Raw genomic sequence first — 26,480 nt, forward strand, 5'->3', positions numbered from 1 at the left:
GCTCAGCTCTTCCGCGCGATGTAATAGGTGTTGAGCGGATCGCCGTCGACGTGGCTGGTCGCCACCTCGGTGAAACCCGCGTCGGCCAGCATCGACAGCGCGCGCTGTTCACCCCAGACCGTCCCGAGCCCGTCGCCGCCCTGACCGAGCGAGACCGACATGCAGTGCATCGTCGACACGGTGTAGAGGAAGGGGCCGAGCGGCAGGTCGATGTTCTCCTCGAGCATGCTGGAGGCATGGATGTCGACCATCAGGAACACGCCACCGGCACGGAGCGCGTCAGCGATGTTGGCGAGTACCCGGGCCGGATGAGCCTGATCGTGGACGGCGTCGAAGACCGTGATCAGATCGCAGGATTCGGGAGCATGCAGCTCCGCGACGTCCTGCACGACGAACGCGACGTTGGTCAGCCCCATGGCCTTCGCCTCGGCCATACCCACCTCGACCGCGTCGGCGGAGAAGTCGTATCCGGTGAACCGGCTCGCCGGGAAGGCCGCCGCCATCAGATTGAGAGCATGCCCGCTGCCACAAGCGATATCGGCCACGTCGATGCCCGCGCGTAGCCGCTCCGGCAGCCCCGGTGCCAGCGGCAGGATCACGTCGAGCAGCGCGGCGTCGAAGACCTCGGCGCTCTCCTCGGCCATCAGCGCGTGGAACCGCCCGTAGTCCTCGTACGACAGACCACCACCGGTGCGGAATCGTTCGACGATCTTCGGTTCCACCTCGCCGAGCTGGGCGATGAACTGCATGACTCGCGCCAGATTGTCCGGCCCGGCCGCCCTGGTCAGGCTGGCCGCGTGCGCGGGCGGCAGGGTGTAGGTCGCGGTGCCCGGGTCGTAGTCCACGATGCCCGCGGTGGTGACGGCGCCGAGCCATTCACGCACATAGCGCTCATCGAGGTCAGCCGAGGCGGCGAGCCGCGCACTGGTCGCGCCGGGGGCGGCCGCCATCGCGTCGAACAGGCCGACCTGGTGGCCCATGCTGATCATCAACGCGGCGCTCGCGTGATCGAGCATTTCGATCATGGTGCCCGCGAACGCTTCCACGGCGGCCGGATCGACCGCAGCCGAGTGGTCGAGTGAGGTCATGGTGTTCTCTCCTCGCGTCAGCTCGCGGCGGGATGCCACGGGTCTAGGAGGAGATACGGCGAAGCCGCCCCGACGGTTCGGTGGGGGCGGCCTCGGGACGGGTTGGTCAGTACAGAGCGGTCGCGAGTTTGCGGCGGGCCGCGATGACGAAGGGCTCGGCGGGGTCGAACAGTTCGAACAGTTCCAGCAGGCGGGTGCGGGCCCGGGTGCGATCGTCGCCCGCGGTGCGCTTGACGATGGCGATGATGCGGTCGAAGGCCGCCTCGGGGCGCTGTTCGAGCAGTTCCACGTCGGCGGCGTCGAGGGCGGCGTCCAGGTTGGCCGGGTCGGCGTCGGCGGTGGCGACCACGGCCGGGTCGATCTGCTGGGCCCTGGTCAGGAAGCGCAGCTGGCGCAGGGCGGCCTTGGCTTCCTCGTTGGCCGGTTCCTCGGCCAGGATGGCCTCGTAGGCCGCCTCGGCGCCCGTGATGTCGCCTTCGGACAGTGCGTCCTCGGCGGCGACGAAGCGCGGGTCCTCGACCTCGGGCTCCGGTTGGGCGCTTGCGTCGCCCTCCAGCTTGCCCGCGGTCGCGTCGATCACCGCGTCGAGCCACTGGCGTACCTGTGGTTCCGGCTGCGCGCCTTCGAAATCGGCCAGCGGCTGGCCGCCTGCCACCGCGATCACCGTCGGAATGCCCTGCACGCGCAGCGCCTGGACGATGTTCATATTGGGTTCGGCTTCGATGGTCGCCAGGTCCCAGGAGCCACCGTCGCCGGCATTGAGCCGTTCCAGCGTGCGAACCAGCTCGACGCTGCCCGGGCTGCGCTGCGAGTACAGCGCGACCACCACGGGCACCTGCATCGAGCGGCGGATCACCTTGCTCTCGAAATCCGCCTCGGTCACCGTGTGGTTCCCCGGGGCCGCAGCCGCCCCACCGGACGCGGCGGGCGGCTGCTTCAGCGCGGACAGGTCAACCGCACCGGACATGGCAGCGGCGACGGCGGGCGAAGGACGACGGGCAGCGGGTCGAGTCACGCTTCCCAGTTTGTCACGAAGCGGCCGGGGTGGCTGCCGCGGAGCCCTTGCTCGCGTCAGCGCTCAGCTCACCCAGCTGACCGGTGCGCACCGCCCACACCTCGAACACGACGGTGGCCAGCGGCGGAATGCTCGACAGCAGCGCCAGGACGGTGGTCTTCCAGCCCCAGCTCAGCTCGCGCGCGGTCAGCAGCGCGGTGATCAAGAACAGCACGAAGATCGCGCCGTGCACCGGCCCGAAGATCTTCACGCCGATCTCATTGCCCTCGGCCGGGATGTACTTGAACGCCATGCCGACCAGCAACCCGATCCAGGACAGCGCCTCGAGCACCGCGAAGAACCGGAAACGACTGGCAGTGGACCGCAAATCGAAGAAACCCATGCGCACCATTGTGCAGCATGATCTACGACACCATGTAGTGGACCCCGCCACACTCCCAGCCACGCCCACCCCGCCGAACAACAAGGGCCGGGTACGCGAACACGCGCACCCGGCCCAACACCCCGGAACCTAGGGCACTCGAATGATCAAGGCGTCACCTTGGCCGCCACCACCACACAGCGCCGCGGCACCCACGCCACCACCGCGCCGCTTCAGCTCCAGCGCCAGGTGCAGCAGGATCCGCGCACCGGACATGCCGAGCGGGTGCCCGATGGAGATCGCCCCACCGTTGACGTTGACCTTCTCCGGGTCGTAGCCCAGCTTCTTGGTCGAGGACACCCCCACGGCCGCGAACGCCTCGTTGATCTCGATCAGATCCAGCTCGGCGGGCGTGATGCCCTCCTTCGCGCAGGCGGCGAGAATGGCGTTGGCCGGCTGGTCCTGCAGGGTCGAGTCCGGACCGGCGACCTGACCGGCCGCGCCGATCTCGGCGATCCACTCCAGCCCCAGCTCCTGCGCCTTGGCCTTGCTCATCACGATCACCGCGGCCGCGCCGTCGGAGATCTGCGAAGCGGTGCCCGCGGTCACGGTGCCGTCCTTGCGGAAGGCCGGACGCAGCTTGCCCAGCGACTCGACGGTGGTCTCAGGGCGGATGCCTTCGTCCTCGGTGACGTAGATCGGGTCACCCTTGCGCTGCGGCACCGCGACCGGCACGACCTCGTCGTCGAAGACGCCGTTCTTCCACGCGGCGGCGGCACGCTGGTGCGAGGCCGCGGCCAGCGCGTCCTGCTCTTCGCGGCTCACCTTGTCCAGATCGTTGCGATCCTCGGTGAGCAGACCCATCGCCTGGTCGGTGATCACGTCGTGCAGTCCGTCGTAGGCCATGTGGTCGACCAGGGTGGTGTCGCCGTACTTGAAGCCCTCACGACTCTTGGGCAGCAGGTGCGGGGTCTGGCTCATCGACTCCATGCCCCCGGCCACGATGATCTCGTGCTCACCGGCGCGGATCAGCTGGTCGGCCAGCGCGATCGCGTTGATGCCGGACAGGCAGACCTTGTTGATCAGTACCGAGGGCACGTCCAGCGGAATACCGCCGGCGATCGCGGCCTGGCGGGCGGGCAGCTGCCCAGCACCGGCCTGCAGCACCTGGCCGAGGATCACGTAGTCGACCTGCTCGGGCGCGACACCGCTCTTCTCGAGCGCCGCCTTGATAGCCACACCGGCCAGATCCGAGGCCTTGAAGCCCTTGAGGCCGCCCAGCAGCCTGCCGACCGGGGTACGCGCACCGGACACGATGACAGAAGTCGTCACGAAAGCCTCGCATTCATTGAGTCGAACCTCGCCACGACGCGAACGGCGGGACCGTCGGCGTCAAGGGTTGCACTCAACGGTAACCGGTATCGGCGCGTGCCCGGCACGCAGGTGCGGGCTAGCTTCGTGGGGTGAGCAACGTGAACTTCATCCCCGCCGACTACGTCATCGCCGTCGACCACGTGGGCATCGCCGTGCCCGATCTGGACGCCGCGGTGGCCTGGTACACCGACAACCTCGGCATGGTCGAGACACACCGAGAGGTCAACGAGGCACAGGGCGTCGTCGAGGCGATGCTCTCGTGCCCCGCCGCGGCCGACCGCGCGACCGCCCTGCAGTTGCTGGCGCCGCTGACCCCCGAATCGACGATCGCCAAGTTCATCGACCGCAGCGGGCCGGGCCTGCAGCAGCTGGCCTACCGGGTCACCGACATCGAGGCGGTCTCGGGTTTCCTGCGTGATCGCGGGCTACGTTTGCTGTACGAAGCACCCCGCCACGGCACCGCCGATTCCCGCATCAACTTCATTCATCCGAAGGATGCTGGCGGTGTGCTGGTCGAGCTCGTCGAGCCGAACCCGGATGTTACGCACTAGTAGGCGGATAGGCTCGGTAAATCTCGGCGAGATCACAATCACGGTCGAGTCTCCATAGCCTCGCTCGAGGCTGTATTTTGTGTGCCATGTCGTCACCTGAGTCCGATCGCAATCGCTTCGTTGCACTGCCCTTCACCGTTGTGCGCAAGGGTTATGCGCAAGACGAGGTGCGCAACTACTTCGACCGCTTCGACGCGGAGCTTCGCGTCACCGCCACCGACCGGGACGCTGCCGCCGCGCAGGCCCGCAATCTCGCCAGCCAGCTGGAAGACGCGCGTGACGAGATCGACGAGCTCCGCAAGGAGGTCGACCGGCTTTCCGTGCCGCCGACCACCGCCGAAGGCATGTCCGACCGAATCTCGCGCATGCTGCGCCTTGCCTCGGACGAAGCGTCCGAGGTTCGCGCGCTGGCACAGGCCGAAGCCGCCGAGATGGTGTCGATCGCCGAGCAGCAGGCCACCGAGATGCGTGGCAAGTACGAGTCGCTGCTCGCGGAGACCAAGGAGAAGCGCGAGGCGCTCGAGATCGAGTTCGAGCAGACCCTCGCGAACGCGCGCACCGAGTCGGCCAAGATCATCGAAGCCGCCCAAGCCGATGTCGAACGTCTGGGCAAGGAGGCCGAAGCCAAGCGCAAGGCCACCCAGCAGGACTTCGAGGCCACCATGAACGATCGGCGTACCAAGCTGACCCGTGCCATGGAGGAGCTCGAGGCCACCAGTCGCGCCGAAGCCGCCCAGCGGATCAAGGACGCGACCGACGAGTCGAACCGCCTGATCAGCTCCGCCACCCAGACCTCCGAGCGCAAGATCGCGCACGCGAAGGAGCTGGCCGAGGAGATGCGCGTGCTGCGCGGCCGGGTGCTGGCCCAGCTGCTCGGTATCCGTGGTCAGCTCGACTCGGTGCCCGCCATGCTCGCCGCGGTCAACCGCGAGAGCGAGCTGCTCGACGGCGCCCCCGAGCGCAAGTCGATCAGCAACAACGGCAACAACAAGTCGGTGTCGGGTTCGCGCCAGAACAAGGCCATCCCCGAGGTCGCCGACACCGACGAAGACATCGTCGACGAAGACCGTGAGAACGCCGACATCAGCAACTGACGTCGGGCCTACGACGACATCGTCTTCACCGGAAAACCGCAGGCCGCCTCGAATCATCGAGGTGGCCTGCGGTTTTCGGCGGGTGTTCAGGACCAGCGGCGGGTGATACCCCTGGTGCGCCTGCCGTTCCAGCAGCCCTGATGCCAGTGCCTGCGGTCGTCCTCGCCGCCCTCGGCCGCCCAGGCGACGATGTGGGCGACGCCGGGCGCGATCTCGTGATCGCAGCCGGGGCACCGGTAGGCCTTCACGGCCCGCGCGCCGGGCACCGTTCGGACGATGTAGGTTTCGTCGTCGCGCGGTCCCGCCTCGGTGCGACCGTAGACGTCACCCAGCGGCGCCGGGCCGCTACGGCGATTGTGGCGCGGTTTACGTCGCGGCATGGCGAAGTTCCTAGAACAGGCGGAAAACGTTGCTCTCCGTGCCACGCAGCTCGTCGTAATCGAGCGTGAGGCAGCGGATTCCACGGTCCTCGGCCAGGAACTTGGCCTGCGGCTTGATCTGCTGTGCCGCGAACACCCCGGCCACCGGTGCCAGCAGCGGGTCACGGTTGAGCAGTTCCAGATACCGGGTGAGCTGTTCGACGCCGTCGATGTCCCCGCGCCGCTTGATCTCCACCGCCACCGTCGCGCCGTCGGCGTCCCGGCACAGCAGGTCCACCGGCCCGATAGCGGTCATGTACTCCCGCCGGATCAGCGTGTATCCCTCGCCGAGTTTCGTCACGTGCTCGGCCAGCAACTCCTGGAGATGCGCCTCGACGCCGTCTTTCACCAGACCGGGGTCGATACCGAGTTCGTGCGAGGAATCGTGCTCGATGTCCTCGATGGTGATCCGCAGCTCCTCGCCCGCCTTGTTGGTGACCACCCACAGCGCCTTGATCGCCGCCGGCACTCCCGTCTTGCCCTCCCGCAGCGCCGTCACGCCCCTGGGCAGCTCCGCGGGCGCCAGCGTGGCCACATCCCGTTCCTCCAGCCAGCACGGCGGACTCATCCAGTTCAGCGGCTTGTAGGAGCCCCCATCGGAATGCACAAGCACCGATCCATCGGCCTTGATCATCAACAGCCGACGAGCCATCGAGAGGTGAGCGGTCAGTCGACCGACATAATCAACCTGGCAACGAGCAATCACAAGGCGCACCCGAACACTGTAGGCGACCCCCTCCGGCAACGACCAAACCCGCCCCGCCGCGTCGAACCTCAGCCCGGCAAAGGCGCGAAACAGTAGGTAGACCCTTCCCGGTCGCCGCCGGATCCGAACAGTCGGCGACCACGGCCGACCAGTCGACGACAGTCTCCGTCGCCGCAGCGCACTGCCCGATCTCGGGCCGCACGAGCTCCTGCGTGTTCAACGAGAGCGGATTGCTGTCCTCGATGACGCGAGCGAAGTAGATGGCGAGCGCACTGGCAACGAGAATACCGACGCCGACGAGGCCGAGCCGGAAACGCAAAAAGGCCCTCCAGCAATGCTGGAGGGCCTTTCGCAACGATGTTCCGGCGGTGTCCTACTCTCCCACACCCTGTCGAGTGCAGTACCATCGGCGCAGGTGGCCTTAGCTTCCGGGTTCGGAATGGGACCGGGCGTTTCCCCACCGCTATAACCGCCGTAACACTATGAAACCAACCACAACAGCGCTCCCCAAACGGATTTGCTGCCATGTCGTGTGTTGTTTCAGAAACCGCACAGTGGACGCGTAACACCTTCGATAATAAGCCCTCGGCCTATTAGTACCAGTCACCTACACCAGTTACCTGGCTTCCAGTTCCGGCCTATCAACCCCATGGTCTGTAGGGGGCCTTAACCACTCAAGGTGGAGAGAAACCTCATCTTGGAACAGGCTTCCCGCTTAGATGCTTTCAGCGGTTATCCCTTCCGAACGTAGCCAACCAGCAGTGCTCCTGGCGGAACAACTGGCACACCAGAGGTTCGTCCGTCCCGGTCCTCTCGTACTAGGGACAGCCTTCCTCAAGTTTCTAACGCGCGCGGCGGATAGAGACCGAACTGTCTCACGACGTTCTAAACCCAGCTCGCGTGCCGCTTTAATGGGCGAACAGCCCAACCCTTGGGACCTACTCCAGCCCCAGGATGCGACGAGCCGACATCGAGGTGCCAAACCATCCCGTCGATATGGACTCTTGGGGAAGATCAGCCTGTTATCCCCGGGGTACCTTTTATCCGTTGAGCGACACCGCTTCCACTTGCCGGTGCCGGATCACTAGTCCCGACTTTCGTCCCTGCTCGACCTGTCAGTCTCACAGTCAAGCTCCCTTGTGCACTTGCACTCAACACCTGATTGCCAACCAGGCTGAGGGAACCTTTGGGCGCCTCCGTTACATTTTAGGAGGCAACCGCCCCAGTTAAACTACCCACCAGGCACTGTCCCTGAACCAGATCATGGTCCGAGGTTAGAAGTCCAATACGATCAGAGTGGTATTTCAACGACGACTCCACAAACACTAGCGTGCCCGCTTCACAGTCTCCCACCTATCCTACACAAACCGTACCGAACACCAATACCAAGCTATAGTGAAGGTCCCGGGGTCTTTTCGTCCTGCCGCGCGTAACGAGCATCTTTACTCGTAATGCAATTTCGCCGAGTCTGTGGTTGAGACAGCAGAGAAGTCGTTACGCCATTCGTGCAGGTCGGAACTTACCCGACAAGGAATTTCGCTACCTTAGGATGGTTATAGTTACCACCGCCGTTTACCGGGGCTTAAATTCTCAGCTTCGCCACAAGTGGCTAACCGGTCCTCTTAACCTTCCGGCACCGGGCAGGCGTCAGTCCGTATACATCGTCTTACGACTTCGCACGGACCTGTGTTTTTAGTAAACAGTCGCTTCTCTCTGGTCTCTGCGACCCCACCCAGCTCAGACCGTAAAGATCATCACCAGATGTGGTCCCCCTTCTCCCGAAGTTACGGGGGCATTTTGCCGAGTTCCTTAACCACAGTTCTCTCGATCGCCTTAGTATTCTCTACCTGACCACCTGTGTCGGTTTGGGGTACGGGCCATGTACCAGCTCGCTAGAGGCTTTTCTCGGCAGCATAGGATCACTGAATTCCCCTCAACGGGTACGCATCACGTCTCAGGACACATGTGTGACGGATTTGCCTATCACACTCCCTACACGCTTACACCAGGTATTCCATCACCTGGCCCAGCTACCTTCCTGCGTCACCCCATCGCTTACCTACTACAGTCAGGGTCATATGCAGCCATCATCCCCCTCACCCGAAGGCTCGGTAAGACAACATTTGGATACTTAGCACAACTGATTCAGCATTGGGCGCGGATACACGGGTACGGGAATATCAACCCGTTGTCCATCGACTACGCCTGTCGGCCTCGCCTTAGGTCCCGACTCACCCTGGGCGGATTAACCTGGCCCAGGAACCCTTGGTCATTCGGCGGACGAGTTTCTCACTCGTCTTTCGCTACTCATGCCTGCATTCTCACTCCCATGGCCTCCACAGCTAGTTCACACTGCTGCTTCCACGGCCACAGGACGCTCCCCTACCCATCCACACACCTGGCCCCAACCACTACAGCTGGGACGGGCTATTGCGTGAATGCCGCGGCTTCGGCGGTGTACTTGAGCCCCGCTACATTGTCGGCGCAGGATCACTTGACCAGTGAGCTATTACGCACTCTTTCAAGGGTGGCTGCTTCTAAGCCAACCTCCTGGTTGTCTAAGCGACCCCACATCCTTTTCCACTTAGTACACGCTTAGGGGCCTTAGCCGGCGATCTGGGCTGTTTCCCTCTCGACTACGAAGCTTATCCCCCGCAGTCTCACTGCCACGCTCTCACACACCGGCATTCGGAGTTTGGCTGACTTCGGTAAGCTTGTAGGCCCCCTAGGCCATCCAGCAATCGCCGCCGACGCGTGAGCGCACGGCGTGGTCGACCGGACCCGGCGGCGCCCGTACGCTGACAGGACTGCCCGGCTGCCCACTTCCCTCCTATCTTACTCAGGAGTAAGGTCGGTGCATGGCATGGAAACCAACTGACATCGCGGACCAGAGCGGGCGCACGTTCGTGATCACCGGGGCCAACGGCGGCCTCGGCGCCGAAACCACGAAGGTGCTGGCAGGCAAGGGCGCCACCGTGATCATGGCCTGCCGCAACGCGGCCAAGGCGCAGCCGATCGCCGACGCCATTCCCGGCGACGTGCGAGTCGCCGCGCTCGACCTCGCCGATCTGGCCTCGGTGCGCGCGTTCGCCGAACAACAGGGCGACTTCGACGTGCTGATCAACAACGCGGGCCTGATGAACATCCCGTTCTCGCGCACCGCCGACGGATTCGAGACCCAGTTCGGCGTCAACCACCTCGGCCACTTCGCGCTCACCGCGCTGCTGCTCGACCGGATCGGCGACCGGGTGGTGTCGCTGGCCAGCATCGCGCACAAGCAGACCCCCAAGCTGTGGATCGACGACCTCAACTACGAGAACCGCCGCTACCAGCGCAATCTCGCCTACGCCCAAGCCAAGCTCGCCAACCTCATGTTCGGCCGCGAACTGCAGCGCAGGCTCACCGAGGCGGGCTCGGCGAAGAAGTCCTACGCCGTGCACCCCGGTGTCTCGGCGACCGATCTGTTCGCCCGCACCGAGACCCCGATCGACCGGGTGAGCAAGCCATTCATCAAGCTCATCGGGCATCCGCCGCACAAGGCCGCGCACTCCACCCTGTTCGCCGCCACCGAACCGGACGCCGATCCCACCGTCTACTGGGGTCCCAACCGGTGGATGCAGTCGCAGGGCCCGGTCGAGGCGTGCCCGTCGAGCGCGATCTCGCGCGATCCCGAACTGCTGCGCAGGCTGTGGGAGGAATCGGAGCGAATGACCGGGATCACCTACCAGTTCTGACCCCGCGACCTGCTCCTACGCGCTGTGTAGTAGGCGGGTACCGTGGAGCGCGTGTCCGCATCACCGCAGCGCCCGGCGCACAACCGACCGGCTTTGATCCTGCTGGTCACCGTCGTCGCGCTGGGCTGCCTGGCGCTGGCCTGGTGGCAGTGGGAGCAGTTCGAGTCGATGTCGGGCTCCGGCCGCAATCTCGGCTACGCCCTGCAGTGGCCGCTGTTCGCCGCGTTCGCGGTGTTCGCCTACGTGCGGTTCGTGCGGCTGGAACGGGAGGCCGAGCAGCCACCGACCCCGCGCGAGCGCCAGGCGGAGGCGCCGCGCGAGATTCCCGCGGGCATCCTGCCGGAACGGCCGAAGGCCGCGCCCGCCGACGATCCGGAGACGGCCGCCTACAACCAGTACCTGGCGCACCTGCACGCCAGCGACATCGATGCGCAGGTCCGCACGGCCGGTCTGCCGACCCCTGAGAGGAACGCCGGGTGACCACCGACGAGAACACCACCGCACCGTCGCTCGAGAACTCCGCCCCCGCGCCCGACACCGCCAAGATCGCCTCGGCCCTGCTGCGCTACCGTGCCCTGGCCTGGTTCACCGGCCTGTGGCTGCTGCTGCTGACCGTCGAGATGATCGCGAAGTACGGCTTCGGTGTCGACACCCCGAGCTGGGTCGCGGTCGTGCACGGCTGGGTCTACTTCGCGTATCTGCTGGTCACCGCCGACCTCGCGGTCAAGGTTCGCTGGCCCATCGGCCGGACGGTGGGGACTCTGCTCGCGGGCACCATTCCGCTGCTGTCGTTCTTTGTCGAGCATCGCAATGCCAAGGACGTCAAGGAGCAGTACAACCTCTGACGCCGAGAACGCGGCAGGCTGCGGACTCAGCTGCCCAGGGCGGCCAGGGTTGGGATGAGCTGGGTGAGGGCGCGGCCGCGGTGGGAGGCGGCGTCTTTCTCGGCGGGGGTGAGTTCGGCGGCGCTGCCGGTGCCGCCGTCGGGACGGAACAGCGGGTCGTAGCCGAAGCCGCCCTCGCCCGCGGGTTCGCGGGCGATCACGCCGGGCCATTCCCCACGGACCACGGTGGCGGTGCCGTCGGGCAGGACCAGGGCGCAGGTGGAGACGAAGCGAGCGCCGCGGCGCTCGTCGGGGACGTCACCGAGTTGGGCCAGCAGCAGCGCGTTGTTGGCGGCGTCATCGCCGTGGGCGCCCGCCCAGCGAGCCGAGAGCACGCCGGGCATGCCATTGAGCGCATCCACCTCGATCCCGGAATCGTCTGCCACACAGGGCAATCCGGTCGCGACCGCGCCGTCGCGCGCCTTGGCGACGGCGTTCTCCTCGAAGGTGGCGCCGGTTTCGGGCGCCTCCGCGTAGGGCGGCACCTCGTTCAGGCTCACCAATTCGATGCCGGCGACCCCGGCCTCGTCGAGGATGCGGCGCAGTTCCTTCAGCTTCTTGGCATTTCGGCTGGCGACGAGCACACGCGCGGTCATCGCCTACTTCCTGCCCGCCGGTTCGGGCAGCACGCCTGGATAGGGCAGCGCGAGGGCTTCCTTCTGGACCGCGAACAGCTGCTCGCAGCCGGCCAGCGCCGAATCCAGCAGCTTGTCCAGGGTGGAGCGCGGGAAAGTGGCACCCTCGCCGGTGCCCTGGATCTCGACCAGGGTGCCGGTGTCGGTGGCGACCACGTTCATGTCGACCTCGGCGCGCGAGTCCTCCTCGTAGGGCAGGTCCAGCCGGACCCGGCCGTCGACCACGCCGACACTCACCGCGGCGATCATGCACGAGATCGGCTGCGGGTCAGCGAGTTTGCCCGCGGCGGCCAGGTAGGTCACCGCATCGGAGAGCGCGACATAGGCGCCGGTGATCGCGGCGGTGCGGGTGCCACCGTCGGCCTGCAGCACATCGCAGTCCAGCGCGATGGTGTTCTCGCCGAGGGCGGCCAGGTCGATGCAGGCCCGCAGCGAACGCCCGATCAGCCTGCTGATCTCCTGGGTACGCCCGCCGACCTTGCCCTTCACCGACTCACGGCCACTACGGGTGTGCGTCGCGGCGGGCAGCATCGCGTACTCGGCGGTCAACCAGCCGAGCCCCGAATCCCGACGCCACGGCGGCACCCCCTCGGTGACACTGGCCGTGCACATCACCCTGGTCTGCCCGAACTCGACCAGCACCGATCCCGCGGGATGGGCGGTGAAGCCCCGGGTGATCCTTACCTCGCGGAGTTCGTCATCCGCCCTACCATCGGCTCGTCTCGACACAGGGGCAGTCTAGTTGGACCGCCACCACAGTCTCTGACCGCACCGCCAGCCCCGCACCCGCGACCCCGAGGAGCGGCGGCCACGCAGTGGCCGGTCGCGGCCGGGCCACCGGTCAGCGCTCGAAGCGCATGCGCCGCAGGCGCGAGTCTCGAGCGCTGACCGGCGGCCCCTCGGGGCCGCGACTCGAGCGCGCCAGCGCTCCAACGAACACGACTACAGGTCGAAGGTTTCGCCTGGCGACACCGCGTGCACGGGCCCGGCGAACGCGGCCTTCGCCTCCGCGATCACATCCTCACGCGAGGTCCACGGCGGGATGTGGGTGAGCAGCAACTCTTTCGCGCCCGCTCGGGTGGCGATCTCGCCCGCCTCGGTGCCCGAAAGATGGATGCCGGGAGGGCGATTCGCGGGGTCGTGGGTCCACGAGGCTTCCGACATCAGCACATCGGCGCCCTGGGCCAGGTCGACGACGGCATCACACATCGCGGTGTCGCCGGTGTAGACGAAGACGCGACCGTCGGCGGCGGTGATCCGCAGGCCGTAGGACTCCGGCGGGTGGTACATGCGCCGGGCCTCGACGGTGTGGCCGGGGCCGAACGGCACGGCGACGCCCTCGGCCCACGGCTGGGCATCGATCACGTCGGACCAGTCGTCGGTCGCACCGCCGACCTCGGCGGAGGCGTTGCCGATGCGCAGCGGCGCGTCGGACGGGCCGCGCACGAGCGCGTGGCCGGTCGGCGGGTTGGGGTGGTAGCGCCGCCACACCAGCAGAGCGGGCAGATCGAGGCAGTGATCCGCGTGCAGGTGGGTGAGGAAGATGTCGACTTCGGCGGGGTTCATGTGCTTCTGCAACGCGCCGAACACGCCGGGCCCGAAGTCGATGACGATCGGCCGCATATCCGGGCCCGTCAGCAGGTAGCCCGACGCTGGGGAGTCCGGGCCGGACACGCTGCCCGAGCACCCGAGGACGGTAAGGCGCATGCCCCCATGCTGCCACGACGTGCTGGTGCTCACTGCAGGATCCCCCCATTTTCCAGACCGGATCCCCGGCTACCGCGTTGTTGGTGCGCGGCCGACCGATGCTCCACGGCGGCGTCGACGTTCATCACCAGAGAGTACCCAGCCCGCGAGCACTCCACCCACCGCCCCGAAAAGATGTCCCTGCCAAGAAATTCGAGGGTCGCTGGGCAGCACTCCCCACAGCATCGAGCCGTAGAAAATCAAGATCACCAGCCCGATCAGGATCTCGATGCCGTTGCGGGCGAACCAGCCGCGACAGATCAGATACGTCAGCCAGCCGAACACCAGCGACGAGGCGCCGATGTGCACGCTGCCCGGCGAGGCGATGAGCCAGGTACCGACACCCGCCACGATCCAGACGATCGCCGTCGCCGCGAGACCGCGGCCGATCCCCGAGGCCAGCACCAGGAAGCCCAGCACCAGCAGCGGCAGGGTGTTGGCGAACAGATGGTCCCAGCCGCCGTGCAGGAACGGCGCCCACAGAATGCCGTCGAGCCCGTCGGCGGACCTGGGCGCGATACCCGCCGCGTCCAGTTCGCCGGGCGCCCAGTCCGGGCGGTCGCGCGAGAGCACCGCGTCGATGCCCTCGATCAGATACAGCAGCGCGGTGAACGTGACGATCACCGCGCCTGCCCGCAACCAGGTCTGTTTGGCCCCGCGCACGGGGACGTCCTGTCCGCCTGGTCTGCCGATCCGTGCCGGATCGAACGATGGTCCCAGCCCCGAACCGCCGGTCATGACACCCTCCTAGCCGCGAGAACCTCGCGCTATCGAGAGTACTTGCCGCGCCGGGCTGCTACCGGGACTCAGGCCCAGAGCTGGCCGTCCAGCTTCTCCTCGGCCTCGTCGAGGGTGCCGTCGTACGCGCCGGTCGACAGGTATTTCCAGCCGCCGTCGGCGACGACGAAGGCGATGTCGGCGCGTTTTCCCGCCTGGTGCGCCTTCTTCGCGATGCCGAGCGCGGCGTGCAGGATCGCGCCGGTGGAGATCCCGGCGAAGATCCCTTCTTCGCCGACCAGTTCCCTGGTCCGCTTGACCGCGTCATAGGGGCCGACGGAGAAGCGGGTGGTGAGCACCTGCTCGTCGTAGAGCTCGGGGATGAAGCCCTCGTCGATGTTGCGCAGGCCGTAGACCAGCTCGCCGTAGCGCGGTTCCGCCGCGACGATCTCGATGCCGGGCACCTTCTCGCGCAGGTACCGGCCGGTGCCCATGAGGGTGCCGGTGGTGCCGAGCCCCGCGACGAAATGGGTGATCTCGGGCAGGTCGGCCAGCAGTTCGGGACCGGTGGTCTCGTAGTGCGCGAGCGCGTTGGCCGGGTTGCCGTACTGGTACAGCATCACCCAGTCCGGGTTCTCGCCCGCGATCTGCTTGGCCAGGGCCACAGCCTGATTCGAGCCACCGGCGGCGGGCGAATCGATGATCTCGGCGCCGAACATGGTGAGCAGCTGACGCCGCTCCACCGAGGTGTTCTCCGGCATCACACACACCAGCCGGTAGCCCTTGAGCTTGGCCGCCATGGCCAGCGAGATCCCGGTGTTGCCGCTGGTCGGCTCCAGGATCGTGCAGCCGGGGGTGAGCAGTCCGTCGGCCTCGGCCTGTTCGATCATCCGCAGCGCGGGCCGGTCCTTGATCGAGCCGGTCGGGTTGCGGTCCTCGAGCTTGGCCCACAGTCGCACGTGGTCCTCGCCGTCCCACTGTGGGGACAGCGTGCGCAGGCCGACGAGCGGGGTGTTGCCGAGGGTCGCGATCAGCGATTCGTAGCGGGCCACGGTGTTACGCGCCGCCTGCCACGGCGGGCAGGATGGTGACCGACGCGCCGGCGGGCACCTCGGCGTCGAGACCACCGGAGAAGCGCACGTCCTCGTCGTCGACGTAGATGTTGACGTAGCGGTTGAGCTTGCCGTCTTTGAGCAGCCGCTCGGCCAGCCCCGGATGGTTGGCCTCGAGGTCGTCGATGAGCGCGGACAGCGTGGCGCCTTCGCTCTGGACTCGCTTCTCGCCTCCGGTGAGACCACGCATGATGGTCGGAATGGACACGGTTACCGGCATGGGGACTCCTCGGTCGGGGTGGTGATCTGTGGAAATTCAGGCGTCGTAGGCATCGACGATGCGCACCGGTTCCTCGGTGACCGCACCATCGACGATGCGATAGCTGCGCAGCTCGTGCTCGTCCGGGTCGCGGGTGGAGATCAGCACGTAGTGCGCGTCCGGTTCGGCGGCGTAGGAGATGTCGGTGCGGCTGGGGTAGGCCTCGGTGGCGGTGTGCGAGTGGTAGACCACCACCGGTACCTCGTCGGCGTCGTCCATCGCGCGCCACACACGCAGCTGTTCACCGGAATCGAACCGGTAGAAGGTGGGCGAACGTTCGGCGTTGACCATGGCGACGAAGCGTTCCGGCCGGTCGCTGCCCTCGGGTCCGGCGATGATCCCGCAGGCCTCGTCGGGGTGGTCGGCGCGGGCGTGCGCCACCATCGCGTCAACGAGATCGGCCCTGATCACCAGCACTTGTCGACCCTTTCCACATCCTGCTCGCACGCTGTCGAGCACCAACCTCGACAACGACCCACCCTATTCGGGTATTCCGGGGAGCGCGCACTCCGGTCCCGCGAGCCGGTCACCGCGATGGCCGCGGGGCCCGGCAGCCGAGACGACACACCAGCGCGCCCGCCCGCTCACCAGCGATGCCGACGCGTCGACCGTGCGCGAGTCGACACGGGGATCCGAGTCGGCGATCGGTGCGACGAATGCGCGGGTCAGCGCGGGAAAAGGTCGCGGTAGGCAGGGATTCCGGCGATCGAGGTGGCGCTGCGGACGGCGTCGACGACGGCGCGTTCGACCACGACGGCGGCGGCGGTACACAGCTGGTCGAGCAGCAGGAGGTCCGGCGGGAAGGCGGCGGGCAGCGGCAGCGGCGCGACCTCGACCGCGCCGGTGGCGACCGCGAACAGGGTGTCGCCGTCGAGCGGGGAGTGCACCGGACGGATCGCGCGAGCGAGACCGTCGTGCGCGGTGGTCGCGAGCCGACGGCAGGCGACCGGATCGAGAGCGGCATCGGTGGCGATCACGCCGATCGTGGTGTTGAGCACCGTGCTCTTCCCCGGGAGCGCCGTGAAGGCCGCCAGCTCGGTGGGGGTGGCCGCGCGCAGACCGAAGAATTCGGGGCCGTCGGTACCCACGCCCCACGGCAGTCCGGTTCGGGGATCGACCACCGAGCCGACCGGATTGGCCACGATCAGCGCGCCCACGGTGATCCCCGCGCCCGGTCCTTCACCGAGAACCACGCTCGCCGAGCCGATTCCGCCCTTGAGCGCACCCGCTTGCGCACCGACACCCGCACCGGCCGTGCCACGCGCGAACTCGGTGTCCGCCGCGGCGGCGGCGCGATAGCCGAAGTCGGCGCCCGGCCGGATGCCCCAGTCCCCGACCGGTAGATCGAAGATCACCGCGCCGGGGACGATCGGCACCACCCGGCTCGCGTCGGCCGGGTCCATCGGGATCCCCTCGCCGTGCTCCTCCAGCCAGCGCATCACCCCGTCGGCGGCCGACAAGCCGTAGGCGCTGCCGCCGGTGAGCAGCACGGCATGGATCTGCCGGACGGTGTTGGCGGGGTCGAGCAGGTCGGTTTCCCTGGTGCCGGGCCCGCCGCCGCGCACGTCGACCGAGGCGGTCGCGCCGCCGGGCAAGCGCACCACGGTGCAGCCCGTCGCGGCGCCGGTGCCGAGGGTGGCGTCGGCATCGAGGGTCTGGTGATGACCGACCAGCACACCGGCGACATCGGTGATCGAGTTACCCGCCCCCGGCGTGCTGTGCATCGTCTCGCCTTTCGATCAGCGGTTCAGGGGGCCTCAGGGAGCCAGGGCCTGCAGCATCGAATCCTGCATCCAGGTCAGCCAGTGGTAGACGTCGAGATGCGGTGCGCGCGGATCGCTCGGATCGAAATGATCGGGGGTCTCGTCGTCGATGTCGAGCAGGGTGCCCAGCGCCAGGCGGACATCGGTCAGCGCGGCCAGCCAGGCATCGGCCTGCTCGGGGGTGAGCACGATCTTGCCGCCGGTCTCGGGGCAGCTGTCGAGCACGACCCGGCCCGCGGCCAGCTTCGCGTCGATGATCTCGGGCTCGTGCAGGCTGCGCAGGGCGCTGTTGAGGTCGGCGCGCTTGGCATCGGGAGAACCGGGCTCGGCACGGTGGAAATCAGGCAGCAGGCGCAGCAGTTGCGGGTCGTCGGGCGGGCTGGAATTGCCGGTGCGCAGGCCGGTGAGCGCGGCCAGTTCGTCCTCGGGCGTCTCGGCCGCACGGTCGCTGAGCAGGCCGGAGACCGCCCCGATCAGGGAACGCAGGACGGTGGCCTCGTGCTCGTCCATCTCGGATCGAAGCTTGGGGCCACTCAGTGAGTTCTTCCTGCTCCACTTGCGCACAGCGCCAGCGTACCCAGCCGCTCAGTCGTCGCGCTGCATGGTTGCCCAGAGTCCAGCGGCGTGCAGTCGGCGCACGTCCTGTTCCATCTTGTCGCGCGAACCCGACGACACCACGGCCTTGCCCTCGTTGTGCACCTGCAGCATCAACTCGGTCGCCTTGGCTTTGCTGTAGCCGAAGAGCTTCTGGAAGATGTAGGTGACGTAATGCATGAGGTTCACCGGATCGTCCCAGACGACAGTCACCCAGGGCCGGTCTTCGGCCTCCAGGATCTCGGTGTATTCGGTAGCCTCCGGCGTCGCCTGCGGCGCCGACAGTGTGGCGTTCACGACGTCGGGGTCGGCGACGGCTCGAACGGTATTGCACTCGGCCATAAAACCCAGGGTACGACGCGGCCACACAGAAACAACACCCGCGGTGACTACAGTTTCGGGTGTGCAGATCCGTGACGAGTTCGCCAGCACCGCGCTGCTGACCGACCAGTACGAGCTGACCATGCTGGCCGCCGCCCTCTCGGACGGCTCGGCGGCGCGCCGATGCACCTTCGAGGTGTTCGCCCGAAGGTTGCCGGTCGGCCGCCGTTACGGGATCGTCGCGGGCACCGGCAGGCTGCTCGAGGCGCTGGCTCATTTCCGCTTCGGCCCCGCCGAGCTGGACGTGGCGGCGAGATTCCTCGATCCGGCCACCGTCGACTGGTTGCGCGAATATCGCTTCACCGGCGAGATCGACGGTTATGCCGAGGGTGAGCTGTACTTCCCCGGCTCGCCGGTCCTGACCGTGCGCGGCAGCTTCGCCGAATGCGTGGTGCTGGAGACGCTGATCCTGTCGATCCTCAATCACGACAGCGCCATCGCCTCGGCGGCCGCGCGCATGGTGAGCGCGGCGGCCGGCCGGCGGATGATCGAGATGGGTTCGCGGCGCACCCACGAACTGGCCGCGCCGTCGAGTTCGCGCGCCGCCTATCTGGCCGGTTTCGACGCGACCTCCAATCTCGAGGCCGTGCGCGGCTACGGCGTGCCGGGCGCGGGCACCAGCGCGCACGCGTTCACCCTGCTGCACAGCGGCGCCGACGGTGAGCACGAGGCGGCCGCGTTCCGCAGCCAGGTCAAGGCCCTCGGCGTCGGTACCACGCTACTGGTCGACACCTTCGACATCACCAAGGGCGTCGCCACCGCCATCGAGGTGGCCGGGCCCGAACTGGGCGGCGTGCGGATCGACTCCGGCGACCTCGGCGTGTTGGCCAGGCAGGTTCGCGATCAGCTCGACGACCTCGGCGCCACCGGTACCAGGATCGTCGTCTCCGGCGACCTGGACGAGTACGCGATCGCGGCCCTGCGCGCCGAACCGGTGGACGTGTACGGCGTCGGCACCTCGGTGGTCACCGGATCCGGGGCGCCGACCGCCGGCATGGTCTACAAACTGGTCGAGGTCGAGGGCATCCCGGTGGCCAAGCGCAGCAGCCACAAGGAGTCGCGCGGCGGGACCAAGAAGGCGATCCGGCTGGCCAGGGCCACGGGCACGATCGTCGAGGAGATCGTCTACCCCGCCGGGGGGCAGACACCGGCCACCGACGGGTTCCAGGTGCGCGAACTGCAGGTGCCGCTGGTTCGCGGCGGCACGGTGGTCGACGGGGTCGCGTCGCTGGCGCAGAGCCGGGAACTGGTCGCGCGCGGGTTGGTCAGCCTGCCGTGGGAGGGCTTGAAGCTGTCGGCGGGCGAACCCGCCATCGCGACGACCTTCCTCGGCTGAAGCGAGTGGCCGTCGCGGCGTCGGCGGCGGAGAATGAGGACCGAGCAACGGGAGGAACCAGATGGCACGCGCGTTGGTGATCGTGGATGTACAGAACGACTTCTGCGAGGGCGGTTCGCTCGCGGTCGCGGGCGGCGCCGCGGTCGCGACCGCGATCAGCGAGTTCCTCGCTCGCGCGGACTACGACGCGGTGGTCGCCACCCGGGACTGGCACATCGACCCCGGCGCCCACTTCTCCGACACCCCCGACTACGTCGACACCTGGCCGCCACACTGCCGCGTCGGCACCCCTGGCGCCGAGTTCCACCCCAACCTCGACACCACCGCCATCCACGAGACCTTCGCCAAGGGCGAGTACACCGCCGCCTACTCCGGTTTCGAAGGCGCCGCCCCCGACGGCACCACCCTCACCACCTGGCTGCGCGCCCGCGACATCGACACCGTCGACGTCGTCGGCATCGCCACCGACCACTGCGTCCGCGCCACCGCCCTCGACGCCACCGCCGCCGGCTTCGACACTCACGTCCTGCTCGACCTCACCGCAGGCGTTTCCCCCGAGACCACCCGGACAGCACTGGCCACTCTCCGCGAATCAGGCGTCCACTTGCACTGACCAAGCTCGCCACCCACCGAGCAACCGGCCACCTGACACCACGGAGGGCGGCCACCTCCCGCACGCCCAGCCCCCTCGACACCGAATCTCCACCCCCGTCGATACTCACCCCATGGACTATCGATTCCCGGCACAGGCCCGACCCGCCCTGATCAAGGCCCTCGCCGAGGTCGACAACATCCACGACGCCGCCGACATCGTCTTCTGGTCCAACGCCGCCGCCGACGACCTCCAGCGCCAGGGCATCGGCGCCTTCACTCAGCTCCCGCCCGCCTTCACCCACCTGCTTGCCCTGTCGAGCCTGCACAGCACGGTGCTGGACACCGGATTCAGCAGCTACCTGGCCACCCGCCGCAGCGAACTCCCGTGGGCCACCAGAGGTCTGCGCGCCGCGGGCATGCCCCGGCTGGCCGCGGCCGCCGTCCTCGCCGCCCGCGACGCCTCCGCGAGTTCCCCCGACGACGACCTCGACCGATTCTTCGACGACGAACACCACGTCATCGCCAACCCCGACCAGATCCGCCGCCCTACCGGCGCCCGCGCCGACGACCCCGACGAGATCTACGACATCAACGAACCGGATGACTTCGAGGAAAGAGTCCTCGCCTACATCCGCGACCACATCGACGACTTCGTCCGCGAGTCCTGAGCGGGCGCGCCGCCGCTCGGCCGAACTTGTCTCAGCTGACGGATAAGCTGCCTGCGTGCCCGAACTTCCCCCCGTCGCCGACCTGCTCGCCACCGCCGTGCATGCCCTCGGCGGCACGGAACGCACCGGCCAGACCACCATGGCGAGCGCCGTCGATCACGCGATCGACACCAAGGAGCATCTGGCGGTCCAGGCGGGCACCGGCACCGGGAAGTCGCTGGCCTATCTGGTCCCGAGCCTGCGGCACGCGGTGCGCACCGGGCGCACGGTGGTGGTCTCCACCGCGACGATCGCCCTGCAACGTCAGCTCGTCGATCGCGATCTGCCGCGCCTGTCCGAGGCGCTGAGCAAGCCACTGGGCCGCACCGCGCAGTTCGCGATCCTCAAGGGCCGCAACAACTATCTGTGCCTGAACAAGATCAACAGCGTCATCCCGGAGGACACCGGCGAGGCCGAACTGTTCGACGCGTTCGCCATCTCCCGGCTCGGCCGCGAGGTCCAGCGCCTCAACGAGTGGGCCTCCGACACCGAGACCGGCGACCGCGACGAGCTCGCGCCGGGCGTGACCGACCGCGCCTGGCGGCAGGTCAGCGTGTCCTCGCGCGAATGCCTCGGCAAGAGCCGCTGCCAGTTCGGCCAGGACTGCTTCGCCGAGAAGGCGCGCGCGGAGTCCGCGCAGGCCGATGTGGTGGTCACCAATCACGCGCTGCTGGCCATCGACGCGATCAGCGGCATCCAGATCCTGCCCGAACACGACGTGGTGGTGATCGACGAGGCGCACGAATTGGTCGACCGGGTCACCGGCGTCGCCACCGCCGAACTGGCCGCACCGGCTATCACCGCCGCGGCCCGCCGGTGCACCAAGCTCATCGACGAACGCGAGGTCGACCGGCTCGAAGGCGCCGCCGAGGCGTTCCACCAAGCCCTCGAGGATCTGCCGCCCGCCCGCTGGGACCGCCTGCCCGACGGCATCGCACCTGTCCTCGCGCTGGTCCGCGATGCCGCGTGGAACGCGCGTACCGCGATCGCGCCGCAGGGCACCGTGAAGACCCAGGACGATCCCGACAACGCCGCCGCCCGCACGATGGCCGTCGCCGCGCTCGACGACGTGCACGACGCCGCGGTCCGCGCGCTCACCGCCTTCGAAGAGGCCGACCCGGCCGCGCGCCGCGATGTCATCTGGCTCTCGGCCGACGAACTGCGCGGCGTCGCCCGCCGCACCCTGCGGATGGCGCCGCTGTCGGTGGGTGGGCTGTTGCGTAGCAGGCTGTTCGGCACCGCGACGGTGGTGCTCACCTCGGCGACCCTGCAGATCGGCGGATCCTTCGACGGCCTGGCCATCACCTGGGGTCTGCCCTCGCAGTCCGGCGGCAAGGTCGACCCGATGCTGGCCAACGGCGCCACCGCCCCCACCGACCTGGAATCGGTGCGCTGGAGTTCGCTCGATGTCGGTTCCCCGTTCGACCACGCGAAGTCCGGCATCCTCTACGTCGCCAAGCACCTGCCCGCGCCCGGCCGTGACGGCCTCTCCCCCACCTACCTCGACGAGATCGAACAGCTGATCACCGCCGCGGGTGGCCGCACCCTCGGCCTGTTCTCCTCCATGCGCGCCGCCAAGGCCGCGACCGAGGCGCTGCGCGAACGCCTCGACACCCCCGTGCTGTGCCAGGGCGACGATTCGATGGGCGCGCTGGTGCGCAAGTTCGCCGACGATCCGGCCACCTCGCTGTTCGGCACGCTCACCCTCTGGCAAGGCGTCGACGTGCCGGGCCCCTCACTGAGTCTGGTGATCCTGGACCGCATTCCGTTCCCGCGCCCCGACGACCCGCTGCTCACCGCCCGCCAGCGCGCGGTGGAGTCGCGCGGCGGCAACGGCTTCATGACCGTGGCCGCCAATCACGCCGCGCTGCTGCTGGCACAGGGCACCGGCAGGCTGTTGCGCAGCGTCGAGGACCGCGGCGTGGTCGCCATCCTCGATTCCCGGATCGCCACCGCCAGGTACGGCAGCTACCTGCGCGCCTCACTGCCACCGTACTGGGAGACCACCGATCCCGAAGTGGTCGCCAAGGCGTTGCGCAGGCTCACCGCCTCGGCCTGAACGCTGCGACCGCGCCTGCCGAGTCCTGCAATCGGGGTGACCACACCGGTGAATTGACTACCGGGCGAACGCATCTCGTGAGAACGTTTGTTGATGACGCACCACGCCGATGGCGAGGTACTCGACGAATATCTGGTCAGCGCAAGATCTTTGGCCGAGTACCGCGCGATGTTCCATCTGTCCGACGAAGATCTGACCGGCCGGAAAATTCTCGACTGCCCTGGCGGCGCAGCGAGTTTCGCGGCCGAGGCCAGCGCACTGGGCGCCGAGGTGACCGCGATCGACCCGATCTACGCTGCCGCCCCCGAAGAGCTGGCCGCCAGGGCGACGCCCGAAACCGAACGCGCCGTGGCCTGGGCCCACAAGCACGCCGAGCGCTACCGCTGGGATTGGTACGGCGGCACCGCCGAGCACGCCGCGATCCGCCGGGGCGCGGCCGCCCGTTTCGCCGACGACGTCCGCACCACACCGCATCGCTACCTCGCGGGCGCCCTGCCCTCGCTACCCTGCCCCGACGACGCGTTCGATCTGGCGTTGAGCTCGCACCTGCTGTTCAGCTACGCCGATCGCCTCGACGCCGACTTCCACCTGGCCGCCCTGGTGGAGCTGTCGCGAGTGAGCACGGTCGAGGCACGGGTCTACCCGCTGCTCGACTACACCGGCGCACCCCTGGACGACCTGGTCGATCATCTGCGCACCGAACTGCACGACAAGGGCATCGAGACCTCGCTGTGCCGGACCGGCTATGAGTTCCACCATGGTGCCGACACCATGCTGACGCTGCACGCCGCAGCCTGAGAACACCACACCGCGTACCGGTCCGGCCAGATCGGTACGCGGCCAGGCGGACCCGCTCTCATAGGGTTCGCCTACCAAAGGCGAGCCGCGCCGGGCGCCGTGGCGGTCGAGTTGTAGGTTCTTAGGCGTGCACACGATGCGAGCCGGTCGGTAGGACGACCGTGGCGGAGAAATCTCGACGCGCGAGCCTGCCGCGCCCGACCGTGACCCTCCTGCTGCTCTTCGGTACCGCCGTCTTCGGCGTGACCCTGCTGTTCACCACCATGGATCCCTGGATGATCGACGGTGGCATCTTCGCCGGTGGCCTCGACGTGCACATCTACCGCGACGGCGGCTGGCGGGTGCTCCACGATCGAGCGCTGTATCTGGAGCCGACGCACTACGACCTGCTCTACACCTACACACCGTTCTCGGCGCTGGCGTTCCTGCCGCTGATGCTGATTCCGTGGGCGCACGTCACCACCACGTGGATGGTGATCAATCTCCTCGTGCTGTTCGGCTGCGTCGTCCTGAGCTGGCGGATGCTCGGCTACCGGGTGGCCCCGGCGACGGTCGCGGCGAGCGCCCTGCTCACACTGGCGTGCACCTTCGCCGAGCCGGTGCGCACCACCCTCTACTACGGCCAGATCAATCTGGTACTGATGCTGGTGGTGCTGTGGGACTTCTCGCGTGCCGAGAACAGTCGCCTGCGTGGTCTCGGCGTCGGCGTCGCCGCGGGTATCAAGCTCACCCCGCTCTACTTCATCGCCCAATATCTGGCCCAGCGGCGGTGGCGCGCGGCCTGCACCGCCGCGCTCACCTTCGTCGCCACGATCGGCCTGACCGGCCTGATCCTGCCGCGCGACTCCTACCAGTACTGGACCTCGACGTTCTTCCAGTCCGGCCGCATCGCCCCCGACGTCCATCCGGCCAATCAGTCACTGCGCGGCGCCATCGCCCATCTCGCCCACGGCCCGGCGCCCCTCTGGCTGTGGCTGCTGATCGCGATCTCGCTCACGCTGGTCGCGCTGTGGCTGGCCGCGGTCCTGGTGCGCCGCGACGAACCCTTGCTCTCGGTCACGCTCGGCGGCCTGACCGCGTGCGCGGTGTCCCCGTATTCCTGGGGCCACCACTGGGTCTGGTTCGTTCCGCTGCTGGTCTACCTGATCCACCGGGCCCAGCTCCAGCACCGCTGGTGGTTCGCCGCCGCGGCGCTGTACCTGGCCATCGGCGGCTGGACTTATACCTACGCCCCCACCTGGATCAGCGTCGGCACCTTCCTGCTGCCACCGCGGTGGCCGCTGTCGGACGTGCTGATCAACATCTACGTGGTCCTCTACCTGGCCACCCTGGTCGGCATCGCGATCCTGATCCGCTCCGGCGCACCCCGCCGCCAACCCGCCCCGACCGAGCCGGTCATCGCCGTTCCCCCTGCCGCCGAGGCGGATTCGCGGTTCACCGAACCCCTTGTGGTCCCCCATCGCCGGGGCGGAGTCGCCGACCGAGCGCATCCGGGCGACGACCGCCCAGCGAGGGTGGATTAACCGCAGGACCAGTCGAACACACCCGACTCCAGATCGAGCTGGGCATTGCCGCCGCCGAAGTTCATCCCGGAGACCTCCTCGATCTCCAGGTAGTACGGCGTGAGCCCCTCCGGCAACGCCTGCACCGGGAACGCGGTGCCACCGAGGTGCGAGCGGCCGAACAGCGGTTCGGCCCAGGGATTCCAGCCGGAATCGTCGGTGAGCGGGTCCTGGTAGCGGGTGTTCGGCTCGTATTCGACCGGCGCGATCCCGACATTCGGATCGGCGACCCGTTCGGCGAGCCAGACGCCCACGGTCGGATGCACGTCGTCCCAGGCATTGCAGCCCTCGTCGCTGGCGGCGGGCGAGCCCGGCAACCGGACATCGGCAGGCGGTGCCACCGGCCCGCCCGCGAACTCCCGCTCGGTCAACCAGATCAGCGCGAAGACACCGCCGATCTCGTCGTGCAGAAGCCGCAGCTGCGCGTGCGGCCGGGTGGCAACCAGGTCGCGGGCGACCGGATCCGCCGACGCGGCATCGGCGACGACCGGCTCGTCGGCGTCGGCGAACTGCCCCTCACCCTGAAAGAACGCGATCGCGGGAAACTCCGGCCCGCGCCGTTGAAAGTCCACCGGCAGCCGCAGGGTCAGCGCGTGCATCATCGGCAACCCGGTGACCGGCCCGCGCGGCCAGCTCGCCGGATCGATGGCCGGACCTTCGCTTCCGATCCACCCGGAACGCACCGGCGCCTCGAGCGTCAGCGGTTCCCCGCCGGGCGTCTCACCCAGCTTGTCCGCCGAATCCCCGAACCCCAGGTCATAAGCCTTCATCGCAGCTCTCCTCTTCGATGCGCACCGACGATGCGTGCCATACAGCTCGCACCCGCCGCAGAGAATATCCGCTGTCGCCGACACGGACCGACACAACTCGGCCCCGCACGCCCACCTCGAGGACGGTCCGCCGACGCAACCGACGGTTCGCGCCCGTCCCGCCGATCAGGCACCGGTGCGTACGCGCACGAAGAGGCAAACCACGGTCCCCGACCAACGAG

Annotated in this window: 28 protein-coding genes, 1 rRNA gene and 3 other annotated features; of the genes, 11 read left to right on the plus strand and 18 right to left on the minus strand. The window is 67.9% G+C overall.

The genetic code is table 11. From position 1 onward, the window contains the following. Window positions 1-2 precede the first annotated feature (2 nt). From BOX37_RS25610 to BOX37_RS25625, 4 genes are all read right to left on the minus strand, one after another. Window positions 3-1,088 (minus strand): class I SAM-dependent methyltransferase, encoded by a 1,086-nt coding sequence (locus tag BOX37_RS25610; RefSeq protein ID WP_071931881.1) that lies wholly within the window; start codon window positions 1,086-1,088, stop codon window positions 3-5. A 106-nt stretch (window positions 1,089-1,194) separates the two neighbouring features. Next, complete coding sequence (locus BOX37_RS25615; RefSeq protein WP_071929861.1) at window positions 1,195-2,055, minus strand: tetratricopeptide repeat protein; 861 nt, start codon at window positions 2,053-2,055, stop codon at window positions 1,195-1,197. A gap of 61 nt (window positions 2,056-2,116) precedes the next feature. Continuing rightward, window positions 2,117-2,485 (minus strand): DUF3817 domain-containing protein, encoded by a 369-nt coding sequence (locus tag BOX37_RS25620; protein ID WP_420811565.1) that lies wholly within the window; start codon window positions 2,483-2,485, stop codon window positions 2,117-2,119. A gap of 129 nt (window positions 2,486-2,614) precedes the next feature. Then, window positions 2,615-3,796, minus strand: coding sequence for an acetyl-CoA C-acetyltransferase (locus tag BOX37_RS25625; protein WP_071929863.1), 1,182 nt, complete (start codon window positions 3,794-3,796; stop codon window positions 2,615-2,617). Window positions 3,797-3,927: 131 nt separating this feature from the next. Between BOX37_RS25625 and mce the strand changes: the two genes are divergently transcribed. Both mce and BOX37_RS25635 read left to right on the plus strand, forming a co-directional pair. After that, the gene (mce, locus tag BOX37_RS25630) at window positions 3,928-4,389 is read left to right on the plus strand and encodes a methylmalonyl-CoA epimerase (RefSeq protein WP_071929864.1); all 462 of its coding nucleotides are present in this window, start codon (window positions 3,928-3,930) and stop codon (window positions 4,387-4,389) included. Window positions 4,390-4,475: 86 nt separating this feature from the next. Continuing rightward, the gene (locus BOX37_RS25635) at window positions 4,476-5,483 is read left to right on the plus strand and encodes a coiled-coil domain-containing protein (protein WP_071929865.1); all 1,008 of its coding nucleotides are present in this window, start codon (window positions 4,476-4,478) and stop codon (window positions 5,481-5,483) included. 86 nt (window positions 5,484-5,569) lie between these two features. Here the strand turns inward: BOX37_RS25635 and BOX37_RS25640 are convergent, their stop codons facing one another. From BOX37_RS25640 to rrf, 3 genes are all read right to left on the minus strand, one after another. Continuing rightward, window positions 5,570-5,863, minus strand: coding sequence for an ATP/GTP-binding protein (locus BOX37_RS25640; RefSeq protein ID WP_071929866.1), 294 nt, complete (start codon window positions 5,861-5,863; stop codon window positions 5,570-5,572). Window positions 5,864-5,873: 10 nt separating this feature from the next. Then, complete coding sequence (nucS, locus tag BOX37_RS25645; RefSeq protein WP_071931882.1) at window positions 5,874-6,617, minus strand: endonuclease NucS; 744 nt, start codon at window positions 6,615-6,617, stop codon at window positions 5,874-5,876. A 351-nt stretch (window positions 6,618-6,968) separates the two neighbouring features. Further along, a 5S ribosomal RNA gene (gene rrf, locus BOX37_RS25650) occupies window positions 6,969-7,085 on the minus strand. A gap of 108 nt (window positions 7,086-7,193) precedes the next feature. Then, window positions 7,194-8,061: a sequence feature (23S ribosomal RNA rRNA prediction is too short), on the minus strand. Window positions 8,062-8,063: 2 nt separating this feature from the next. Beyond that, window positions 8,064-8,919 (minus strand) — a sequence feature (23S ribosomal RNA rRNA prediction is too short). An 11-nt stretch (window positions 8,920-8,930) separates the two neighbouring features. Beyond that, window positions 8,931-9,398: a sequence feature (23S ribosomal RNA rRNA prediction is too short), on the minus strand. Window positions 9,399-9,466: 68 nt separating this feature from the next. Here rrf and BOX37_RS25660 point away from each other — a divergent pair. Genes BOX37_RS25660 through BOX37_RS25670 form a run of 3 tightly spaced genes read left to right on the plus strand, consistent with a single transcriptional unit; the run spans window position 9,467 to window position 11,187 of the window. Then, window positions 9,467-10,342, plus strand: coding sequence for an oxidoreductase (locus BOX37_RS25660; protein WP_071929867.1), 876 nt, complete (start codon window positions 9,467-9,469; stop codon window positions 10,340-10,342). 51 nt (window positions 10,343-10,393) lie between these two features. Next, on the plus strand, window positions 10,394-10,822 hold the full coding sequence (locus tag BOX37_RS25665) for a transcriptional regulator (protein WP_071929868.1): 429 nt from the start codon (window positions 10,394-10,396) through the stop codon (window positions 10,820-10,822). Further along, the gene (locus tag BOX37_RS25670; protein ID WP_071929869.1) at window positions 10,819-11,187 is read left to right on the plus strand and encodes a DUF3817 domain-containing protein; all 369 of its coding nucleotides are present in this window, start codon (window positions 10,819-10,821) and stop codon (window positions 11,185-11,187) included. The genes BOX37_RS25665 and BOX37_RS25670 overlap by 4 nt, the downstream gene beginning before the upstream one ends. A gap of 26 nt (window positions 11,188-11,213) precedes the next feature. Here the strand turns inward: BOX37_RS25670 and rdgB are convergent, their stop codons facing one another. The 10 genes from rdgB to clpS all read right to left on the minus strand — a co-directional run bounded on the left by rdgB (window position 11,214) and on the right by clpS (window position 18,394). Next, window positions 11,214-11,822 (minus strand): RdgB/HAM1 family non-canonical purine NTP pyrophosphatase, encoded by a 609-nt coding sequence (gene rdgB / locus BOX37_RS25675; protein ID WP_071929870.1) that lies wholly within the window; start codon window positions 11,820-11,822, stop codon window positions 11,214-11,216. A 3-nt stretch (window positions 11,823-11,825) separates the two neighbouring features. After that, a complete protein-coding gene (rph, locus tag BOX37_RS25680) occupies window positions 11,826-12,590 on the minus strand; it encodes a ribonuclease PH (RefSeq protein WP_071929871.1) in 765 nt (254 codons plus the stop codon). Window positions 12,591-12,803: 213 nt separating this feature from the next. After that, the gene (locus BOX37_RS25685; RefSeq protein WP_071929872.1) at window positions 12,804-13,568 is read right to left on the minus strand and encodes a cyclic nucleotide-degrading phosphodiesterase; all 765 of its coding nucleotides are present in this window, start codon (window positions 13,566-13,568) and stop codon (window positions 12,804-12,806) included. Between the two features lie 69 nt (window positions 13,569-13,637). Next, window positions 13,638-14,345, minus strand: a complete 708-nt coding sequence (locus tag BOX37_RS25690) for a rhomboid family intramembrane serine protease (protein WP_084760109.1) — start codon at window positions 14,343-14,345, stop codon at window positions 13,638-13,640. Between the two features lie 68 nt (window positions 14,346-14,413). Further along, window positions 14,414-15,376: a PLP-dependent cysteine synthase family protein gene (locus BOX37_RS25695; protein WP_071929873.1), complete on the minus strand. Its 963-nt coding sequence runs from the start codon at window positions 15,374-15,376 to the stop codon at window positions 14,414-14,416. Between the two features lie 4 nt (window positions 15,377-15,380). Next, a complete protein-coding gene (locus tag BOX37_RS25700; protein ID WP_071929874.1) occupies window positions 15,381-15,656 on the minus strand; it encodes a MoaD/ThiS family protein in 276 nt (91 codons plus the stop codon). 36 nt (window positions 15,657-15,692) lie between these two features. After that, window positions 15,693-16,112, minus strand: coding sequence for a M67 family metallopeptidase (locus BOX37_RS25705; protein WP_071929875.1), 420 nt, complete (start codon window positions 16,110-16,112; stop codon window positions 15,693-15,695). Window positions 16,113-16,360: 248 nt separating this feature from the next. Then, on the minus strand, window positions 16,361-17,419 hold the full coding sequence (locus BOX37_RS25710) for a P1 family peptidase (protein ID WP_071929876.1): 1,059 nt from the start codon (window positions 17,417-17,419) through the stop codon (window positions 16,361-16,363). Window positions 17,420-17,452: 33 nt separating this feature from the next. Continuing rightward, complete coding sequence (gene aosR, locus BOX37_RS25715; RefSeq protein ID WP_071929877.1) at window positions 17,453-18,022, minus strand: oxidative stress transcriptional regulator AosR; 570 nt, start codon at window positions 18,020-18,022, stop codon at window positions 17,453-17,455. 21 nt (window positions 18,023-18,043) lie between these two features. Beyond that, a complete protein-coding gene (clpS, locus tag BOX37_RS25720) occupies window positions 18,044-18,394 on the minus strand; it encodes an ATP-dependent Clp protease adapter ClpS (RefSeq protein WP_071929878.1) in 351 nt (116 codons plus the stop codon). A gap of 61 nt (window positions 18,395-18,455) precedes the next feature. Between clpS and BOX37_RS25725 the strand changes: the two genes are divergently transcribed. From BOX37_RS25725 to BOX37_RS25750, 6 genes are all read left to right on the plus strand, one after another. Further along, window positions 18,456-19,769 (plus strand): nicotinate phosphoribosyltransferase, encoded by a 1,314-nt coding sequence (locus tag BOX37_RS25725; protein ID WP_156910542.1) that lies wholly within the window; start codon window positions 18,456-18,458, stop codon window positions 19,767-19,769. A gap of 61 nt (window positions 19,770-19,830) precedes the next feature. Further along, the gene (locus tag BOX37_RS25730; RefSeq protein WP_071929880.1) at window positions 19,831-20,382 is read left to right on the plus strand and encodes an isochorismatase family protein; all 552 of its coding nucleotides are present in this window, start codon (window positions 19,831-19,833) and stop codon (window positions 20,380-20,382) included. 112 nt (window positions 20,383-20,494) lie between these two features. After that, window positions 20,495-21,031, plus strand: a complete 537-nt coding sequence (locus BOX37_RS25735) for a DMP19 family protein (protein ID WP_071929881.1) — start codon at window positions 20,495-20,497, stop codon at window positions 21,029-21,031. Between the two features lie 55 nt (window positions 21,032-21,086). Then, complete coding sequence (locus BOX37_RS25740; protein WP_071929882.1) at window positions 21,087-23,129, plus strand: ATP-dependent DNA helicase; 2,043 nt, start codon at window positions 21,087-21,089, stop codon at window positions 23,127-23,129. Between the two features lie 93 nt (window positions 23,130-23,222). Then, window positions 23,223-23,927, plus strand: a complete 705-nt coding sequence (locus BOX37_RS25745; RefSeq protein WP_071929883.1) for a hypothetical protein — start codon at window positions 23,223-23,225, stop codon at window positions 23,925-23,927. 161 nt (window positions 23,928-24,088) lie between these two features. After that, window positions 24,089-25,450, plus strand: coding sequence for a glycosyltransferase 87 family protein (locus BOX37_RS25750; RefSeq protein ID WP_240505048.1), 1,362 nt, complete (start codon window positions 24,089-24,091; stop codon window positions 25,448-25,450). Here the strand turns inward: BOX37_RS25750 and BOX37_RS25755 are convergent. Continuing rightward, window positions 25,447-26,259 carry a hypothetical protein gene (locus tag BOX37_RS25755; RefSeq protein ID WP_071929884.1) on the minus strand — a complete coding sequence of 271 codons (813 nt, stop codon included), beginning with the start codon at window positions 26,257-26,259 and terminating at the stop codon, window positions 25,447-25,449. The two genes, BOX37_RS25750 and BOX37_RS25755, sit on opposite strands and share 4 nt — an antisense overlap. Between the last annotated feature and the right edge of the window lie 221 nt (window positions 26,260-26,480).

It is taken from the genome of Nocardia mangyaensis, from assembly GCF_001886715.1.
GTDB classification, from domain to species: Bacteria; Actinomycetota; Actinomycetes; order Mycobacteriales; family Mycobacteriaceae; genus Nocardia; species Nocardia mangyaensis.

What these genes read in the sequence shown, in the direction of transcription:
- BOX37_RS25610 (WP_071931881.1), bottom strand. Translation starts at nt 1,088, where the DNA reads ATGACCTCACTCGACCACTCGGCTGCGGTCGATCCGGCCGCCGTGGAA.
- BOX37_RS25615 (WP_071929861.1), bottom strand. Translation starts at nt 2,055, where the DNA reads ATGTCCGGTGCGGTTGACCTGTCCGCGCTGAAGCAGCCGCCCGCCGCG.
- BOX37_RS25620 (WP_420811565.1), bottom strand. Translation starts at nt 2,485, where the DNA reads ATGGGTTTCTTCGATTTGCGGTCCACTGCCAGTCGTTTCCGGTTCTTC.
- BOX37_RS25635 (WP_071929865.1), top strand. Translation starts at nt 4,476, where the DNA reads ATGTCGTCACCTGAGTCCGATCGCAATCGCTTCGTTGCACTGCCCTTC.
- BOX37_RS25640 (WP_071929866.1), bottom strand. Translation starts at nt 5,863, where the DNA reads ATGCCGCGACGTAAACCGCGCCACAATCGCCGTAGCGGCCCGGCGCCG.
- BOX37_RS25660 (WP_071929867.1), top strand. Translation starts at nt 9,467, where the DNA reads ATGGCATGGAAACCAACTGACATCGCGGACCAGAGCGGGCGCACGTTC.
- rdgB (WP_071929870.1), bottom strand. Translation starts at nt 11,822, where the DNA reads ATGACCGCGCGTGTGCTCGTCGCCAGCCGAAATGCCAAGAAGCTGAAG.
- BOX37_RS25685 (WP_071929872.1), bottom strand. Translation starts at nt 13,568, where the DNA reads ATGCGCCTTACCGTCCTCGGGTGCTCGGGCAGCGTGTCCGGCCCGGAC.
- BOX37_RS25690 (WP_084760109.1), bottom strand. Translation starts at nt 14,345, where the DNA reads ATGACCGGCGGTTCGGGGCTGGGACCATCGTTCGATCCGGCACGGATC.
- BOX37_RS25700 (WP_071929874.1), bottom strand. Translation starts at nt 15,656, where the DNA reads ATGCCGGTAACCGTGTCCATTCCGACCATCATGCGTGGTCTCACCGGA.
- BOX37_RS25710 (WP_071929876.1), bottom strand. Translation starts at nt 17,419, where the DNA reads ATGCACAGCACGCCGGGGGCGGGTAACTCGATCACCGATGTCGCCGGT.
- clpS (WP_071929878.1), bottom strand. Translation starts at nt 18,394, where the DNA reads ATGGCCGAGTGCAATACCGTTCGAGCCGTCGCCGACCCCGACGTCGTG.
- BOX37_RS25730 (WP_071929880.1), top strand. Translation starts at nt 19,831, where the DNA reads ATGGCACGCGCGTTGGTGATCGTGGATGTACAGAACGACTTCTGCGAG.
- BOX37_RS25735 (WP_071929881.1), top strand. Translation starts at nt 20,495, where the DNA reads ATGGACTATCGATTCCCGGCACAGGCCCGACCCGCCCTGATCAAGGCC.
- BOX37_RS25745 (WP_071929883.1), top strand. Translation starts at nt 23,223, where the DNA reads ATGACGCACCACGCCGATGGCGAGGTACTCGACGAATATCTGGTCAGC.
- BOX37_RS25755 (WP_071929884.1), bottom strand. Translation starts at nt 26,259, where the DNA reads ATGAAGGCTTATGACCTGGGGTTCGGGGATTCGGCGGACAAGCTGGGT.